This is a genomic window from Eubacteriaceae bacterium Marseille-Q4139, assembly GCA_018223415.1.
Classification (GTDB): domain Bacteria; phylum Bacillota; class Clostridia; order Lachnospirales; family Lachnospiraceae; genus CABSIM01.
The window spans coordinates 2,446,237-2,463,110 of the sequence record JAGTTQ010000001.1 but is presented as its reverse complement, the minus strand read 5'-3'; the positions used below and the strand labels follow the sequence as shown (position 1 = coordinate 2,463,110).

General features: G+C 52.6%; 16 protein-coding genes. 4 read left to right on the top strand and 12 right to left on the bottom strand.

The genetic code is table 11. The annotated features are described in order from the left end of the window. Positions 1 to 25: 25 nt before the first annotated feature. The 8 genes from KE531_11585 to KE531_11550 all read right to left on the bottom strand — a co-directional run bounded on the left by KE531_11585 (position 26) and on the right by KE531_11550 (position 6,700). Positions 26 to 316: a type II toxin-antitoxin system YafQ family toxin gene (locus tag KE531_11585; protein MBR9954241.1), complete on the bottom strand. Its 291-nt coding sequence runs from the start codon at positions 314 to 316 to the stop codon at positions 26 to 28. Then, the gene (locus tag KE531_11580; GenBank protein MBR9954240.1) at positions 313 to 591 is read right to left on the bottom strand and encodes a type II toxin-antitoxin system RelB/DinJ family antitoxin; all 279 of its coding nucleotides are present in this window, start codon (positions 589 to 591) and stop codon (positions 313 to 315) included. The genes KE531_11585 and KE531_11580 overlap by 4 nt, the downstream gene beginning before the upstream one ends. A gap of 142 nt (positions 592 to 733) precedes the next feature. Further along, positions 734 to 2,125: an aminopeptidase gene (locus KE531_11575; protein MBR9954239.1), complete on the bottom strand. Its 1,392-nt coding sequence runs from the start codon at positions 2,123 to 2,125 to the stop codon at positions 734 to 736. A gap of 210 nt (positions 2,126 to 2,335) precedes the next feature. Continuing rightward, positions 2,336 to 2,791 carry a D-tyrosyl-tRNA(Tyr) deacylase gene (dtd, locus tag KE531_11570; GenBank protein MBR9954238.1) on the bottom strand — a complete coding sequence of 152 codons (456 nt, stop codon included), beginning with the start codon at positions 2,789 to 2,791 and terminating at the stop codon, positions 2,336 to 2,338. Positions 2,792 to 2,839: 48 nt separating this feature from the next. After that, positions 2,840 to 3,556, bottom strand: coding sequence for a GTP pyrophosphokinase family protein (locus KE531_11565; GenBank protein ID MBR9954237.1), 717 nt, complete (start codon positions 3,554 to 3,556; stop codon positions 2,840 to 2,842). Positions 3,557 to 3,592: 36 nt separating this feature from the next. Beyond that, positions 3,593 to 4,486: a S1 RNA-binding domain-containing protein gene (locus KE531_11560; protein ID MBR9954236.1), complete on the bottom strand. Its 894-nt coding sequence runs from the start codon at positions 4,484 to 4,486 to the stop codon at positions 3,593 to 3,595. Between the two features lie 118 nt (positions 4,487 to 4,604). Beyond that, entirely contained in the window at positions 4,605 to 5,990 is a 1,386-nt protein-coding gene (locus tag KE531_11555; protein ID MBR9954235.1) for a HAMP domain-containing histidine kinase, read from the bottom strand. Beyond that, entirely contained in the window at positions 5,987 to 6,700 is a 714-nt protein-coding gene (locus KE531_11550; protein MBR9954234.1) for a response regulator transcription factor, read from the bottom strand. The genes KE531_11555 and KE531_11550 overlap by 4 nt, the downstream gene beginning before the upstream one ends. A 219-nt stretch (positions 6,701 to 6,919) precedes the next feature. Here KE531_11550 and KE531_11545 point away from each other — a divergent pair, with 219 nt between their 5' ends. Next, complete coding sequence (locus KE531_11545) at positions 6,920 to 8,362, top strand: amidohydrolase (protein ID MBR9954233.1); 1,443 nt, start codon at positions 6,920 to 6,922, stop codon at positions 8,360 to 8,362. 59 nt (positions 8,363 to 8,421) lie between these two features. Here KE531_11545 and KE531_11540 read toward each other — a convergent pair whose 3' ends face one another. The 3 genes from KE531_11540 to KE531_11530 are packed head-to-tail and all read right to left on the bottom strand — an operon-like array spanning position 8,422 to position 11,323. Beyond that, the gene (locus KE531_11540) at positions 8,422 to 9,630 is read right to left on the bottom strand and encodes a CoA transferase (GenBank protein ID MBR9954232.1); all 1,209 of its coding nucleotides are present in this window, start codon (positions 9,628 to 9,630) and stop codon (positions 8,422 to 8,424) included. Next, on the bottom strand, positions 9,630 to 9,959 hold the full coding sequence (locus KE531_11535; protein ID MBR9954231.1) for a hypothetical protein: 330 nt from the start codon (positions 9,957 to 9,959) through the stop codon (positions 9,630 to 9,632). The genes KE531_11540 and KE531_11535 overlap by 1 nt, the downstream gene beginning before the upstream one ends. Beyond that, on the bottom strand, positions 9,956 to 11,323 hold the full coding sequence (locus KE531_11530) for a DUF1446 domain-containing protein (GenBank protein ID MBR9954230.1): 1,368 nt from the start codon (positions 11,321 to 11,323) through the stop codon (positions 9,956 to 9,958). Before KE531_11530 ends, KE531_11535 begins: the two co-directional genes overlap by 4 nt. A 223-nt stretch (positions 11,324 to 11,546) precedes the next feature. Here KE531_11530 and KE531_11525 point away from each other — a divergent pair, with 223 nt between their 5' ends. After that, complete coding sequence (locus KE531_11525) at positions 11,547 to 12,623, top strand: LacI family DNA-binding transcriptional regulator (protein ID MBR9954229.1); 1,077 nt, start codon at positions 11,547 to 11,549, stop codon at positions 12,621 to 12,623. On the opposite strand, the gene KE531_11520 is transcribed toward KE531_11525, so the two are convergent. Then, positions 12,571 to 15,108 (bottom strand): response regulator, encoded by a 2,538-nt coding sequence (locus tag KE531_11520; GenBank protein MBR9954228.1) that lies wholly within the window; start codon positions 15,106 to 15,108, stop codon positions 12,571 to 12,573. The two genes, KE531_11525 and KE531_11520, sit on opposite strands and share 53 nt — an antisense overlap. Before the next feature lie 793 nt (positions 15,109 to 15,901). On the opposite strand from KE531_11520, the gene KE531_11515 reads away from it, so the two are divergent. Both KE531_11515 and KE531_11510 read left to right on the top strand, forming a co-directional pair. Next, the gene (locus KE531_11515) at positions 15,902 to 16,111 is read left to right on the top strand and encodes a helix-turn-helix transcriptional regulator (protein MBR9954227.1); all 210 of its coding nucleotides are present in this window, start codon (positions 15,902 to 15,904) and stop codon (positions 16,109 to 16,111) included. Between the two features lie 22 nt (positions 16,112 to 16,133). Continuing rightward, positions 16,134 to 16,781, top strand: coding sequence for a hypothetical protein (locus KE531_11510; protein ID MBR9954226.1), 648 nt, complete (start codon positions 16,134 to 16,136; stop codon positions 16,779 to 16,781). Positions 16,782 to 16,874 lie beyond the last annotated feature (93 nt).

Sequence of the window (16,874 nt, the reverse complement as noted above, 5' to 3'; positions counted from 1 at the left end):
TTCCTGCACGGCGGCCGTTTAGATTTTATTTTCCAAATAAATCGCTGTGTGTCCCGGTACGTGCCAGTGTCAGCACCAGAACATCGTCCTCAATACGGTAAATGAGCAGCCAGTCCGGAAGAATATGGCATTCCCGGTGTCCTACCCAATCACCAGACAGATCGTGATCACGGTTTTTCTCCGGCAGTGTTTCACCCATTGCCAGCAGTGTTACAACCTGTTCCAGCAATTCAATTTTCAGTCCACGCTTGATTGCCCGCTTGTAATCTTTTTTAAAACCTGTCGTGTACTTGACTGTGTATTTCGTCCTTCTCATTTTTTCAAGTCTGCAAACAGCTCGTCAAGGTCATCATAGCCCTTCACAGACGGATCTTTTGCAATCCTCTCCGCTTCCAGCATTGCTGCTATTGTTTCTTTGCTGGGCTGTTCCAGTTTTACTTCAAAGGGAATGCCGCCCACACGAAGAGACTGGCGCACAAAAATATTAAACGCAGTCGACAGGTTCATGCCAAGCTCACTAAACAAAGCGTCAGCCTGTGCTTTCAAATCTGCATCCATGCGGATACTGATGTTTGTGGTATTTCCAGCCATATCATCAACCCCTTTCTGCTGGCTCTTTTAGTATATGCCATTTGCACGAAAAAAGCAATGCTTTGCACGAAAATTTATATCTTTTCCGATTCAAAAAGAGGACGCATGCTCAGTTTCCCGCATGCGCCCTCCCATATGCTCCTTATTTATAAAACGCCGCAAACGCCCGGTATGTATTATACACATCCAGCTTGGAAGCGAGCTCAAACGGCGCATGCATCGAAAGGATCGGCACTCCCAGATCCACCACATCCACGTCCATGGCTGCCACGAACATGGCGATGGTTCCGCCGCCGCCTACATCCACGGCACCCAGCTCGCCGGTCTGCCAGTAAACGCCGTTTTCATCCATGATGTCAATGACCTTGGACATGGTTTCCGCGCTGGCGTCGCTGCTGCCGGATTTACCTCTGGCGCCCGTGTATTTTGTCAGGACACAGCCCTTATTGATGTAGCAGGAGTTCCGCTCCTCGTAAACGGCCGGGAACGTGGGATCGTACGCCGCGTTCACGTCCGAAGACAGGCAGATGGAATTTTTCAGGGTCTTTCTGGAAGATGCGCCCTGGTTCTCGCAGAGCTCCTCGATCATATGAAGGACGAAGTCGGAGTTCAGGCCCGTATTTCCGACAGAGCCGACCTCTTCCTTGTCAGCTAAGATCGTGAAGGTCGTGTGTACCGGGCTCTTGCTCTCGATTTCTGCCATCAGCGCCGTGTACGCGCATACCCTGTCGTCCTGTCCGTAGGAACCAACGAGGCTCTTGTCCAGACCGATGTCCACAGCCTTGTATGCCGGCACCAGTTCGATCTCTGCCCTTGTGAAATCCCTCTCCGTGATTCCGTACTGGTCGTAAAGAAGCTTCATAGCCATGAGCTTCACCGGCTCTTTGATTTTCTCCTTCTCCTCGTCGAGATACGGGATGGAGCCGATAACAATGTTTAACTCCTCGCCCTTTAAGCCCTCATTTAATTTCCTTGCGTTCTGGTCGGCTGCCAGATGGGGAAGCAGGTCGGTGATGCAGAACTGCGGCTCGCCCTCTTTCTCGCCGATGGAAATCTCCACGGCTTCCCCGTTCTTCTTCACAACGACGCCGTGCATGGCAAGCGGTACGGCTCCCCACTGGTATTTCCGGATTCCGCCGTAATAATGCGGCTTTAAGTAGGCGATTTCCCCTTTCTCAAACAGCGGGTTCGGCTTTAAGTCGAGACGCGGGGAATCGATATGCGCCCCGTTCATCCGAAGGCCGTCCTCCAGGGACGCCGTTCCGATGGTGGCTGCTGCCAGGGACTTTCCGCGGTTGTTCCAGTAAACCTTATCGCCGGCTTTATAAGTTTCCTTTTCATCAAATTTCCGATAGCCGGCCGCCTCTAACATCCGGACGGCTTCCTTTACGCATTCCCGCTCTGTCTTTCCCTTATTTAAAAACTCCTTGTAGCCCTCGCAGAATTCTGCTGCCTTTTCTCTCTGCTCCGGCGCTTCTTCCCCGATATGGGGTGCTTTCCAGAGAAGCTCTTTTTCCATTTCTTTTGCGTTCATAATTCTTTTGTCCTCCTTATTTTGTGCTAACAGTTCCGCCATGCAGGCACATATGACAAAATGCCGCGTGGGAGCTTGCTCACAAAGCGGAGTTTGTCATATGTGGATATAGGGCGGACGCCCGACATGAATCATTTGACGGCCAATACCATCTCTCGTCAGCCAATATCATGGAATCCGTCAAATGATGAATGGCATGGCGGAACTGTTTCATTTTGCAAACAGCGTTTCGCTGTCCAGCATCAGTGTAAACGGCCCGTCATTGACAAGCTCAATTTTCATGTCGGCGCCGAAGCTCCCGTGTTCTACGGTTTTTACATGGGTTCTGCACCGCTCCATAAAATACTCATAAAGCCGGTTTGCAGCCTCCGGCGCTCCGGCTCCGATGAAGCTGGGACGGTTGCCCTTTTTGCAGTCTGCGTACAGCGTAAACTGGCTCACCACCAGAAGCTCGCCGTCCACGTCCGCCAAAGACAGGTTCGTCTTCCCGTTTTCATCCTCAAAAATCCTCAGCTTGCATATTTTATCTGCCAGCTTGTCGGCCACCGCCTCGTCGTCCCGGTCGGAAACGCCAAGAAGAATCAGAAACCCCTTTCCGATCTTCCCGATCTCCTCACCGTCCACGCAGACCGCAGCGCGGTTTACTCTTTGCAGTACAGCTCTCATGTCTTCCTCCGTGTCTCAGTTTTTGTCTGCCAGGAGCCCTCCGGCTCATCACTGGAGCTCCCGCTCCGCTAATTCCTGGGCGCGCTTCCTGTTTTCCTCAAGCTGGATCCTGCGCTCTTCTTCCTTTCTCTGGCGCTCGCCAATCTCCATGATGGCATGATTTAAGGAAAACATCTTGGCATCCAGCATATCCACCACATCGGCGCAGGCCTTTAGCTCCGCCTCCAGATAATCCGGCGCGTTTCCCTCGAATTTATAGGCAATTTTATGTTCCAGGCTGGCCCAGAAATCCATGGCGATGGTGCGGATCTGGATCTCTACCTTCACATTCCTGACCCCGTCGATTAAGTACACCGGGATCGTCACCACCATGTGATAGCTCTTATAGCCATTGGCCTTCGGATGCTGGATGTAGTCTTTCACATGGATCACCGTGATGTCCGACTGTTTGGCGATCATGTCGGCGATCTGGTAGATATCCGACATGAAGGAACAGATGATGCGGATTCCGGCGATGTCGTTTAAATGTTCCACCATGTTCTCAATGGTGACATCCCATCCGTCGTTTTTCAGCTTCTTTACAATACTTTCCGGCGTCTTTAATCTTGAGGTAATGTGCTCAATCGGGCTGTGGTTATAAAGCTGGACAAATTCGTTGTTCAAAATCTCAATCTTTGTGTTGATGGATTTCAACGCCGAATTGTACAAAAACATGGTTGATTTCCACTGGTCAATCTGGTCGAAAGACTCAGTCTCTTCCGTCATAATTGCCGCCCCCTCTCTGCACAGGCCGGCTTATGCCTAATTTAATTTGATTCCCTTTAACAGTGCGCCAAGCCCTGTGCTCGCCTGGCCGCTTTCCTTATAGTCGAAGACCTCCTCCGGCTCATTGTCCTCTTCCGCCAGGGCTTTCATGCTCAGGCTGATTTTCCCGTCTGCCGTGGAGATGATCTTTACGCGCACCTCCTGACCTTCCTTTAAGACGACGCCCGGGTGTTTGATCCGCTGGGTGCTGATCTGGGAAATATGGAGAAGTCCGGACAGGCCGTTTTCCAATGTCACAAACGCGCCGTAGGGCTTTAATGTATCGACGGTTCCCGTCATGACAGCGCCCACCTCGCATTTGGCGATCTGTTTTTTCTTCTCTTCCTGCTTTTTCTCCCTTGCCACCTCGCGGCCGGAGAGCACAAGGCGGTGGTTCTCCTCATCGGCCGTGATGACCGTAACCTCCAAGGACTTCCCGTCCCACTCCGAAAGGTCTTCCACGTAGCCGTCCGTCAGCTTGGAGGCCGGGATGAAGCCGCGGATCCCCTCTAAATACGCGACGGCGCCGCTCTTTACGATCTCACTGATCTTTACGGTCACGACGGTTCTCTCTTCCATGAGGTTTTTTAACTTCTCCCACGCAAGGACGGCATTGGCATCCTTTTTGGACAGGACAATGTTTCCTTCTCCGTCGTTGGTCGCCATCACCGTTGCCACAATCTCGTCGCCGGGATGGACGGCTTCTTCCATGTTAAAGTCCGGATCCTCGCTTAAATCCTCTTTCCGGATGATTCCGTCGGCATATGTTTTTAAATCCACAAGGACAGCATCTTCGGTTACGTCGATCACGGTTCCTGTGACAACGTCTCCCACATGGATCTTCTTAAAGGTCGCTTCCAGCTCTTCCTTGTAATCGTCCATTGTTTCCATAAAAAATACCCCTTTCCAGTTTCTTTCCATCCGCGTCCGAACGCCGTTTTTCCTGCGCTGGCGCCAGGACGCTCTCTATACTATTTAACCATATTCCGGCCAATATTGCCAGCGTTTTTTATGCTGTTTTTCCATCTTCCCTGTCTGTTGGAAGATAAATGTCAAACATCGGGCCATTCCCCGTATTTTTGGCCGAAATCCGGCCGCCCATGTATTCCAGGGAGGTTTTTGCAATGGAAAGCCCGAGGCCGTGGTTTCCGCCCTGGCCCTTATAAAACCTGTCAAAAATCCGTTCCATGTCCTCTGCTGCGATTTCAGGCCCGTCGTCCCACACGGAGAGCCAGGCCTTTCCGTCCCGGGTTCCGTAGGAAATCCGCACGGCGGACGACGCATAGCGGATGCAGTTGGATACCACATTCACCACGGCTTTTTCAAGAAGCGTCCTGTCAGCCAGAGCCGTGCACGCCTCTTTTTCCTCAAGCTCCAGGCGGATCCGCCCCGACACCGTCATTCCTGCAAACTTCGGCATGAGCCCTGATAAAAATTCTCCCAGGAAGACTTCCTCCGGCACGGTCTCATAACGGAGCTGATCCATCCGCGTCAGGGACAAAATCCCGTCCACCACCTCGGTAAGCCGGCTGCTTTCCTCGAGGATCACGCCGGCAGCCTGGGTCACATCCTCCAAAACGCCGCACTGGATCCCCTGGGCATAGCCGCTGATGGACATGAGCGGCGTCCGAAGCTCATGGGAGGCGTTCTGGAAAAATGTCCGCTCGGCCTCGTCGGCACGCGAAAGCTTCTCCTGCATGCGGTTGATCTCGTCCTCCAGCTCACAGAGCTCCCGCACCGTGGCATGGCTTTCCACCCGCCGGAATTTCTTGTCGCCGATTCCCCTGGCTGCCTCGCAGAGGCGCCGCACCGGGCCGGAAATGCTGCCGGCCACAAACCAGAACAGCAGGATCTCGATGGCCGTCATCGCCAGCATGATAAGGAGCATGAGCCTGGATACCTGGGATAACAGGCTTTCGGCCTCATGGATCCTGCTGTAAAAAACCAGACTGTTTGCCTCTTCAAACGGCACATAATAAAGAAGATAGGCGCTGTCTCCCGCCGTTTTCCTAAAAATTTCCCGTTCTTCCCAGGTTCCCGCCTCCGAGATAAAAAGCTCATAGATCTGCCCGGCATCCGCTTCCCTGTCCGGATTTTTCGGAAAAAGCAGCTCCTGCTCCTGATTCACGGCGAGAAGCCCGGAGCCCCCAGGCTCCTTTCGCATGAGCATGCCGTAGAGAGCATCCTCCGGATTTTCCGGCGCCCGTTTCAGATCTTCCCGCTCTTCCTTTGTAATCCGTTCGGCCTGGCGGATCAGCCGCTCCAGCTCCCGCCTCGCATTGTAGGTCATGTGAGCCGATAAGGTCTGGCTGAACACCAGCCAGAAGGCCAGCGGAAACAGGATCGAAATAAACACCACCGGCAGGAAAATCTTCATCCGGATACTGACCTTCATGACTCTTCTCCCACAAACAGCCGGAATCCGTAGCCCCAGACCGTCTCGATCCGAACTGCGTCCTCCTGTTCCTTAAACTTTCGCCTCAGCCGCTTCACCATATCGTCCACGGCGCGGGTATCCACCTGACTGCTGTCCACCTTCCAGAGTGCCTTAAGAAGCTCGTCCCGGCTGGCCGCATACTCCGGCTGTGCCAGCATGTAATTCAGGAACTCAAACTCCAGCGGCGTCAGGGAAATCTCCGTTTCCCGGATCTTTGCAAGCCGCCTGCCCGGATGAAGCTTAAGCTCTCCGGCGCCGTGTGCGTCCTGTTCCCTTGGCGCTTCCGGCCTCATGGCATCCATGCGCCTGAAAATCGCCTTCACCCGTGTCACCAGTTCCAGCGGAAGAAACGGCTTTACCATATAGTCGTCACTTCCCAGCGTAATCCCGTTGATCCTGTCAAGAGGCGAATCCTTGGCTGAAACAATGATGATCGGGACACTGCTCACCTGGCGGATCCGCGTGCAGACATCGAGGCCGTCGGTTCCCGGCATCATGATATCCAGTACCAGGAGATCCGGCATCTCCCTTTCGCACGCCGAAAGCACCGAGTCCCCGTCATAAAAGCAGCAGACCTCAAAGCTCTCCTTTTCCAGGAAATTCCGGATCAGAAAGCAGATATTCTTTTCATCGTCCGCCACATAAATTTTTCTCTTTTTTTCTGTCATACTGCCACCTCTGAATTGTCTGACCTCATTTCTGATATCATACCATTTCAGCCGGCCAAGGTAAATACCCGGAATTCTTCAAAATTTTTATTGTGGATTTTCCAAAGATATAGTACACTGTCTTCATGACAGCGTTTCAGTAACGTGATGATGTGCTGATGTTCCGGGCGGCAGGTTCCTGGCCGCCGGACATCCGTTTTTCAGAAAGGACGGTTTTCCATGACAGATCTTCAATTTCTCGAACAGATCATTGAACGAAAATCAGAAAAAATTCTCGATGCCAACGACCGGATCTGGGAGTATGCCGAGTTGGCCTACCACGAGACAAAGTCGGCAGCGCTTCTTTGCGGCATCCTGGAAGAAGAGGGGTTTTCCGTAAAGACGGGCTGCGCCGGAATTCCCACCTGCTTTACAGGTACCTTCTCTTATGGGACAGGAAAGCCGGTCATGGGCATTTTAGGCGAATACGATGCCCTGGCCTCCTTAAGCCAGACGGCAGCTTTCCCGGAAAAAGCCCCGTTGATTCCCGGCGGCCCCGGCCATGGCTGCGGCCACTCCTGCCTGGGGACAGGCGCCCTCGCCGCGGCGCTGGCCGTAAAGGAATATCTTGAGGCATACAAAAAGGACGGCACCGTGATCTACTTCGGATGCCCGGCGGAAGAAGGCGCCGGTGCCAAGCAGTTCATGGCAAGAGCCGGCATGTTCAACGATGTGGACTTTGTCTACACCTGGCACCCGGCCACGGAAAACTCCGTCGAGGCCAACCACAGCAACGCCATCATGGGCGCCAACTTCATTTTTGACGGCGTCACGGCTCACGCCGGCGGCTGCCCGTACCTGGGCCGGAGCGCCCTGGATGCTGCCGAGCTCATGAACGTGGGCTGCAACTACTTAAGAGAGCACATGATCCCGGAAGCCAGGCTCCATTACGCCTACATCGACGCCGGCGGCACGGCTCCGAACGTGGTGCCCGACCATGCCGTCATCCGCTATGAAGTCCGCTCGCCCTGGGTGGCGCAGGTGAAAGACCTGTTCCGCCGCGTCGTGAACGTGGCCCGCGGCGCCGCCCTCATGACGGAAACCGAGATGAAATATGAGCTTTCCATGGCCTTCACCGAATACCTGCCGAACAACGCCCTGGCGGAGATCGGCGACGCCTGTCTGAAGGAAGTCGGCGCGCCGAAATGGGACGAGGACGACTATGCGCTCGCAAGGAAGTTCCTAAATACATACAACGCACAGACCATAGAAAATATTAAGAACAATATCATCGAGATTTATGGAGAAGAACGGCTTTCCGAGATTTTAGAGCGGCCCCTTGACAGCGAAATCCATCCCTTTGACCCGGCGAAGCTCAAACAGACGGCCGGCTCCACCGACGTCGGCGACGTGGGCTATGCCGCTCCCACCTTAAACTTCCAGATCGCCACGGCCTGCATCGGGAATGTGGGCCACACCTGGCAGATGACGGCCCAGTCCTGCAGCCCCATCGCCCACAAGGGCCTCCTGACGGCCGCCAAGGTCATCGCCCTCTCCTGCGTCCGCACCATGGATCAGCCGGAGGTGATTGAGCGGGCGAAGGCAGAAGTGCGGAAACGAAACGGCGGCAGATATACCTGCCCGCTGCCGGACGAGGTGCTGCCGCCGCTGGAGACGTATTAAGGTTTTGTGGCCGGATATAATACTTTCGGGGGCTCTTTGGAGCCCCCGGCTTTATACCCTTAAAACACCCCGTCCTTCCGAAGCTCCTCCATCTCCTCATCGCTCATCCCAATCATCTCCTTCATAATCCGCTCATTATCCTCTCCTAAAAGCGGCGCCGGCTTTCTGATTTTTTCCTTCGTCCCCAGCATCTTAATTGGCGAGCCGTTGACTGTCATCTCGCCGATGACCGGATGGGTGAGCTTTACAAACATTTCCCTGGCGCCCGCGATGTGCTCGTCCTCTACAATCTGCTTCAGATCATAAATCGGAGATGCCGGAATCCCGTGGGCCGACACCATCCGAACGACCTCCGCCACCGTATATTTCTTCGTCCAGGACTCGATCCTTGGCTTCTGGACATCGCTGTTTTTCACCCGCAGGGGCACGGTCAAAAACCTCTCATCGTCAATCATGTCCGGCATATGGAGGACTTCCCGGCAGAGCTCTTCGTAAAGCTTCTGGTTTCCGCAGGCAATCACCACATAGCCGTCCTTCGCCTCATAGGTATCGTATGGCGCCACCGACGCATAAGCGTTCCCGAGCCGTTCCGGAAGCTGTCCGGAATAAAAGTACCGCTCAAAGGCATTCTCCAGCGACGCCACGACGGAATCCACCAGGGAAATATCCACCCGCTGCCCCTCGCCTGTCAGGTTCCTGGCGTTGACTGCCGCCAGAATCCCGATGGCTAAGTTCATGCCGCCCAGAATGTCTCCCATGGCATTGCCGGCTCTCGTCGGCAGCCCACCCTTGGGGCCGGTGACGCTCATGAGGCCGCCCATGGCCTGAGATATGATGTCGTACCCCGGCCGGTCCGAATACGGCCCGTAGCTTCCGAAGCCGGAAATAGCCCCGTAAATCAGGCGGCTGTTCACCTGCTTTAATGTCTCGTATCCCAGGCCCATCTTATCCATGACGCCGGGCCGGTAATTTTCAATTAAGATATCCGCCTTTTTTACAAGCTCCAGGAAAATCTGTTTTCCCTTTTCTGATTTCAGGTTCAGGGTAATGCCCTCTTTATTCCGGTTTAAATTGGCAAAGTAGGCGCTCTCCCCGTTGACATGGGGCGCATATGCCCTGGCGTCGTCTCCCCGCTTCGGAACCTCGATTTTAATGGCCCTGGCACCCAGGTCGCCGAGGATGGCGCCGCAGAACGGCCCTGCCACCACCCGGCTTAAATCCAGCACAAGAAGGTTTTCCAGGGCGCCGTGTTCCCGTCTCTCTTCCATCAAAGCTCGCCCTCCTCCACATGGATTTTCATTCTCATGAACGCGGAGCCCATGGATTTTCCAAGGGAATCCAGCCGCAGCGACAAGGTGGCGCCTCCGCCGAGGGCATGCTTCATCACAAAATTGAACCCGCCAAGGGACGGCACCTCGTACCGGATGATCTCGCCCTTAACCATGTCCTTAAAATATTCCCGCACCTTTTCTGCGGTCACTTCCCGCTTAATGATTTCATAATACTCCGGCTTTCTTGCATATACGCAGACGTTGCTGGTATCCCCCTTGTCCCCGGAGCGGCCGTGTGCAATTTCCTTCAGATAAATTTCCATCATTTCACCTCCAGAATATGAGATGTCAGCTTCACCGCGTCTCGCGGCACAAGCGTCGGCCAGAGGCCGATCACCTCCTGAACCTTGGCTCTTCCGCCGAAGAAGCTGGCTCCTGGCGGGCCGTTGAGCTGGAGCGGGGAAATCTCCGGGATCAGCTTGGCTGCCTCCGCCTTCTCCTTTGTCCGGATGGCGATCCTTAAAACCACCTCATTGAGGTTTTTCACGGCCTCCGGGCTCATGTCAGCGACACCGAGATGCAGGGAATTGAGCCCCACATAGCTGATGTGGATTTCCTCAGCCTTAAGCCCCTTCCGCTTCATCTTCTTCATCAGGATATCTGCCGCGTACTGTGCCTTTTCATAGGCGTCCGGCCATGCAAAACTTAAATATGTAACCACCTTCCAGCCGGCGTGATAGCCGATGCAGAGCTTCAGCGTGTCCGGCCTCTCCTTGCCCTTAATGTTCCCGATTTCCACCCGATTCGGCCCGGCGTTTTTCACCGTTGCCTGGCTGATATCCACATTGACGTCCGGCGTAATATAGTTGGCCGGGTCGTGAACCTCATAGAGGAACTGTTCCTTTACGGACTGCTCGCAGATGACGCCGCCGCAGTCCGGCGCCTTCGTGATGAAAAACCCGTCATCGGACAGTTCCGCAATGGGGAATCCAAGTTCATCCATGTCGGGGACGCTTCGCCAGTCATACTGGTAATTGCCGCCGGCGCCCTGACCGCCGCATTCCAAAAGATGGCCGGCCATGATCCCTCTCGCCAGGTTGTCCCAGTCGTCCGGCTTCCAGCCGAATTCATGAAGAAGCGGCGCTAAAAACAGAGCCGAATCGGCGGCGCGCCCTGTGACAACCACATCAGCGCCTTCTTCCAGGCAGCGGACAATGGGCTCATGCCCGAAATAGACGTTGGCGTTCAAAATCTGGTCACGGATTTCACCAAAATCCCCGGTCTCATCCATGTTTTCAAAGGAAATTCCCTTGGCCAAAAGCTCCGGGATCTGCTCCTTCATATCATCGCCGAGGACATAGCCGATCCGGTATCCGGAAAGCCCTTTCTCTTCCGCGATCTCCTTCAGGGCACCGACACAGCCCTCGATGTTCATGCCTCCGGCGTTGGTAATAATCCCGATCTTCTTTTCATAGGCTGTCTGGGCCACTTCCTTCATGAGCCCGATGAAATCCCTGGCATATCCGGCCTGGGGGTTTTTAAGCTTCTGCCGTTCCATGATGGAAAGGGTCAACTCCGCCAGGTAGTCGCATGCCATGTAGTCCAGATTTCCATGGCGGATCATATGGATGGCCGCATCGTTGCTGTCGCCCCAGAAGCCCTGTCCGCCTCCGATTGAAACTCTCTTCACTCTGGTTTCCTCCTTCTTTCGCCATTTCCCGCCGCTCCAAAAGCGGGAAATGCCATGATTCGCTTTGACATCGGCCCTGTTTCCGTTATAATAGAAAGAAGAGTCCGATTTTGTTTTTAGCAAAGTTAGAACGTAATACTAGAACGTTCTACTTAAAAATAATCATACGCTTTCAGGCTTGCCATGTCAAGTCTTTTTTGCGAACTTATAAGGAGTTGTCCATATGCCTACGATAAAAGAACTGGCCGCTTATGTCGGCGTCTCCGTCAGCACCGTATCCCTCGTCCTGCGAGGGGAAGCAGGAGAACGAAAAATTTCCCAGGCCACTCAGGAGAAAGTCTGGCGCGCCGCCCAGGAGCTTGGCTACCAGCCCAACATCTCCGCCCGCCGCCTGCGCCACCACGGCGAAGATCAGAAGCTTGTCATCGCCGTCTTCTGGGCCAGGGATTTCCGCGCCCCGATGGTCGTCCGCTTTCTGCGCGGCATTCAGGACGGAATCATAAAAAACAGTCATAATTGTGAAATCATCATGCATCCTTATACGATTAACGAGCTGGAAAAAGAAATGTCTTTAAAAGAGATGAACCTGTTCCATGCAGCCATCGTCTGCAACGCCACAAAAAGAGACATGGAATTTCTGGAAAATGCAGACATCCGCGTCCCCGTCGTCCTCTACAACCGGCCGTCCGACCGTTTTAACACCGTAACCATTGACGACCGGCTTCTCGGCGCAAAAGCCGCCGAGGTTTTCGCCTCCAGGGGCCACAAGCATGCGGCCGTCCTGTCGGCGGAACCGGTTTTTGAAGGCATGGACGACCGGATTGACAGCTTCTGCCAGACATGTAAATCAGCCGGAATGACCGTGGACGCTGTTCTGGAACAGGAAAATTCCATGGCCGGCGGTTTCTTAGGCGCCTCGGGGATTCTCTCCCTTCCGGCGCTCCCTGACTGCCTGTTCTGCGCCTCCGATGCCATTGCCGTCGGCGCTCTGAAGGCCTTCCATGACGCCGGAATCCGGATCCCGGACGACCTGGAACTTATCAGCGTCGGAAACGGAGATAAAGAGCTGGAGGAATATTCCATCCCCTCCCTCTCCATCGTCCACGTCCCCATGGAAAAAATGGCAGGAATCTGCCTGGAACTTTTGATTGAAATTACAAAAGGACAGGCAGATTCACGGAAATCCGTGGAAATGCCTGTCCGCTATATCAGCCGGGAAAGCTGCGGGGAAATGGCGGAAAATCCGCCTACTCCCCTCTCTCCCCAATCAGCCTCACAAGGGTCCTGCAAAGAATCGTAAAATCAATGGGCTTTGACACATGGGCGTCCATGCCGGCTTCCTCAGTGGCCGCAATGTCCTCGGCAAAGGCGTTGGCCGTCAGCGCCACAATGGGGATCCGGCCGGCATCCGGGCGGGGAAGCTTTCGGATCTTCCTGGCCGCATCGCAGCCGTTCATCACCGGCATCTGCATATCCATGAGAATCGCATCAAAGGAAAACAGCCCGGAATCCTTAAACGCATCGAGGGCTTCCTTCCCGTTCCATGCCTGGACAATCTCGGCACCGCTCATGGAAAGAAGATCCGTCGCCACCTCCATGTTGATCTGGTTGTCTTCCGCTAAAAGGATCCGGCGCCCCTCTAACGTAATCTCCTGCGGGGCCGCGCAGGCCGCAGCCTCGCCGGCTGTATCGGCTTCCTCCGGCTCGGCCGCCACGAGGGGAAGCACAAGGCTGAAGGTGGTGCCTTCCCCAAGACTGCTCGCCACCGTAATGTGCCCGTTCATCTGTTCCACCAGGTTCTTCACAATCGCCATGCCGAGACCGGTTCCGGCCACCTTTTTCGCGCCGAACCTGGTCTCCCTCGCGTATGGGTCGAAGACCTGTGACAAAAACTCCTCTGACATACCGGTGCCAGTATCCGAAACGGCAATCCGGTACTTTCCGAATTCCTGGTTCTCAACCTCACTGACGGACACGGAAACCGAATCCCCCGGCGACGTAAACTTAAAAGCATTGGACAGGAGATTGTTTACGATCTGGGTAATCCGCATGGGATCTCCCATGACATAGGCCGTATCCAGTTCAAATGATACCTGGAAGTTCTTCTCTTCCCGCTCCGCCTGGAAACGGAAATTGTCGGCACAGTCCTGGATGCACCGCTTCAAATTGAACCTCTGGGTATTGATCTCCATCTTTCCCTGCTCCATCCTGGACATGTCCAGGATATCGTTGATCAGCTCAAGGAGCTGTCTTCCCGAAAACAGGATTTTCTCCAAATACCCTTTCACCTTTCCCGGGTTCTCCACTTCCCGCTCGGCCAGCTCCGAAAGGCCTAAAATGGCGTTGAGCGGCGTCCGCATATCGTGGGACATGCTGCTGAAAAAGGCCTGTTTGGACTGTTCGCTCTGCCGGGACATCTCCAGGGAATTCTTTAGGAGCTTCCGTTCCTGAAGCTGCGAGCGCTTTTCCTGATCCACCTCGCTGAAGCAAAGTACCACCTCGTCCGGCGCCAGGGACTCGTCGAACAGAATCCGCACATTCACCCAACGGTACTCTTCACCGAATTTCCTTAAGAAGTCACCGCCGAAATCCTTAATCCGCCTGGAAACCAGCTTCCGGATATTTTCCGTCGAAAAGCTGGCAAGATATTCCTCTTTCGCCTCCTCTTCGATGACCTCTGTCATGACGGTTAAAAGCTCACTGTACGGCCCTGCCGCCGGGATCCGGCTGCGGATATAGTCAGAACCCTTAATCATCTCATACGTGTCGTCCCCGTAATTGATTCGGTAAATGGCATAATAGGAATTGCCAAGGACTCTTACGGTCTCGTCCGTCCTCTCGATCTTTTTGTAAAACCTGTACTCTCTCCAGGTAATAACGGCAAGAATCAGTACAAGAAGCAGAAACACCAGACAGAAGCCGGCAAAAAACTGCCTCAGGTACCAGAGAATGCTGGAATAAGGAATCGTGATAATGGAAATCCAGCCATTAGGCATCCAGGTATAGTAGACACCCCGCTGCTTTCCATCCAGGTCGGTGATGCTGGAATCATAGCTGTCCTGCTCGCCGCGCTCAATGCTTGCGAGAACTCCCAGGATATACTGGGACAGCTCCTCCTCCGGCCCGGTCCAGTCTGTCTCACTGTAAATGATCTGACCGTTCCCGTCACACAGGAAAAAGGAACCTCCCTCCTGCTCATCCAGGGCCGTCTCGCGGAACTGGAAATTTTCCGGGAAAATATCAAAGGCAATGACAATATCATCCTCTTGAGAGGGGCTCTTCTGGGCGATTGTTATAACCGACCTGTCATAAATGACATCTCTATATACATCAGTAAAAATTGTCTCACCCGGCGACGCTGCCGCCTTCTGATACCACTCGGAAGACTCGAAATCGTATGTATCATCACCTTCCCATGGGTTCGCCGCGACAATTTTCCCGTCCACAATCGCATAGGGATCCACAATATCGCTTCCGAGGACGCGCTGAAGCCAGACAAAATACATCTGGAGCCACTCTTCGATTTGTTCCGTCGAAGTATTCTCCTGCCGGTCTGCCTGATCTTCCCCAAAATTCAGCAGCGTCTCATAAACCGTAAGCTGATTCTGCATTTCCGACGCACAGTTGGCCGCCAGGGCGCTGCCAAGATCCTGGGAGGATTTTAAAAGTACCTCCTTCACCATGTGAAAGCTGAAAATCCCGATGCCGATCAGCACAAAAAACAGGATCAGGTTGAATCTCATATTCCGCATCAGCTTTCGCTTGCGTTTCTTTGCATATGTCATGGGCGCCTCCTTGTCCGCGGAAATTATCTCTTCAAAAATATTCATATTATTTTAAGCCGTACCGCAGCCTGCTGTCAAGCAAAAGCCGCTGGAAATCACCGGAGCGCAAAAGGTTATTTTAAAAAAACGAAAACGTAGTTTTTTCAAGGGGAGGCGTGACAAAAGTCATGCCGTTTCCTTTTTCACAAGTTCTTCCAGTGGGGTGAAGCCGATACCGTCATACTTGATGTGGATGTTCTATCTGTGTTTGCCGTTTTGACTCCACTTAGAGCTGGTGCTCATAACTGCAATAAAATACTCACGGAAATTGGGTTTATACTCCATCACCAACTAAATATGCTTCAAGACCATGTCCTCCAACACAGACTCACGGATAAAGTAGCTGGGGCATTTTCCGCGATTCTTCAAGTATGTGAAGCAATCTTCTTTCTGTCCCAAATGGATTTGACGTAGGTCTTGAAGCTGACCGTACAGCCTATGTACCCCTGCGTTCTAAAATTTTGACCACGGAATTGCTATTCCATCCGCAAGGGTTCTCCCATAATGGGTTCGGCTAGTTGATGCCTTTATTATTTTTGTACGCGATAGAGGACAATAAACCAATACTTCGGGCTTTTAAGTTCTTTGACATAGCCATACGGAACAGTAGGCGCCAGCGGCACAGCGTAGTTGATAATTTTGGCTTCGTATCTTGATGAAAAACCGCCAACCGTTACTTATAGTCCGTTGTTTTATATGCAACAAATGAGTAAAATTTTGATGCATATTGTTTAATCATGGAGGTGAACTTTATTTGGATATTCAAAGAGAGTTTGGTCTAAGGATACGACAATTACGAAAAGAGAGTGGAATGAGTCAAGAAAAATTTGCCCTGTCTATTGATATGGACAGAACCTATCTTGCTTCGATTGAAGCGGGCAAGAGAAATCCTGCGCTCCAAAACATCAAGAAAATTGCTGATGGGTTGGGAATATCTTTGAGTGACTTATTTCTAGGATTATAACATTTGGGGAGGTTATTCGTAAATGACACGTGATGAACAATTAACTGCTGTTAAGGTTGAGCGAAATCACCTTGAAGAAAAGCTTAATCAACTAATTAAGCACATCGGAAATATTCCAATCGCTAATACCAAGATTATGCCATATGGTTGGCGCAAAGCAGCAAAAGGACGCACTGTATGGCGAATTGTCGAAGAAGTAATCAGCCAGGGCCTTGAAAGTCGCGTTAAGCAGCTTGGCTTTGATAGCGTACACGCTGCAGATTCTGAAGTTGGTGTCTTTGATTTTAGATTCTGTTACGATGGAAACAAGGAATCATATGTTAATATCAAGTCTGCTGTATTGGGTGGCAGAACAAACAAGGACGATATCTCAAAGGCGGTTAGGTTAATTGATTTTTACAAAAAAAATCCTTCTGCGAATTTGTACATAGCGACATTTGTAATAAGTTTCAACGATGATATGACAATAGGTCTGGACAAGTGCATTGTCTTTCCGACAGCATGGATACCAGACGTTTATGTCAATCCAAGCAACAACGGAAATCTTCAATCTTCTATGTACAAAAATCTAAGGACAGCTACTAAACGCACACCGCAAGAGTTCCTTGTTGTGTTAGAGCAAGCAAACCAAGTAGCACTTGAAAAAAAGAAAAGAAAGAGCGTGGGATGATTTTGTGATAATTACATTTTAGCAATTGATTGGCTCCTTCCTGGCGAGACAAAAGAGATATCGTGTTCACAATCTAATCCTGACACTTTGAAG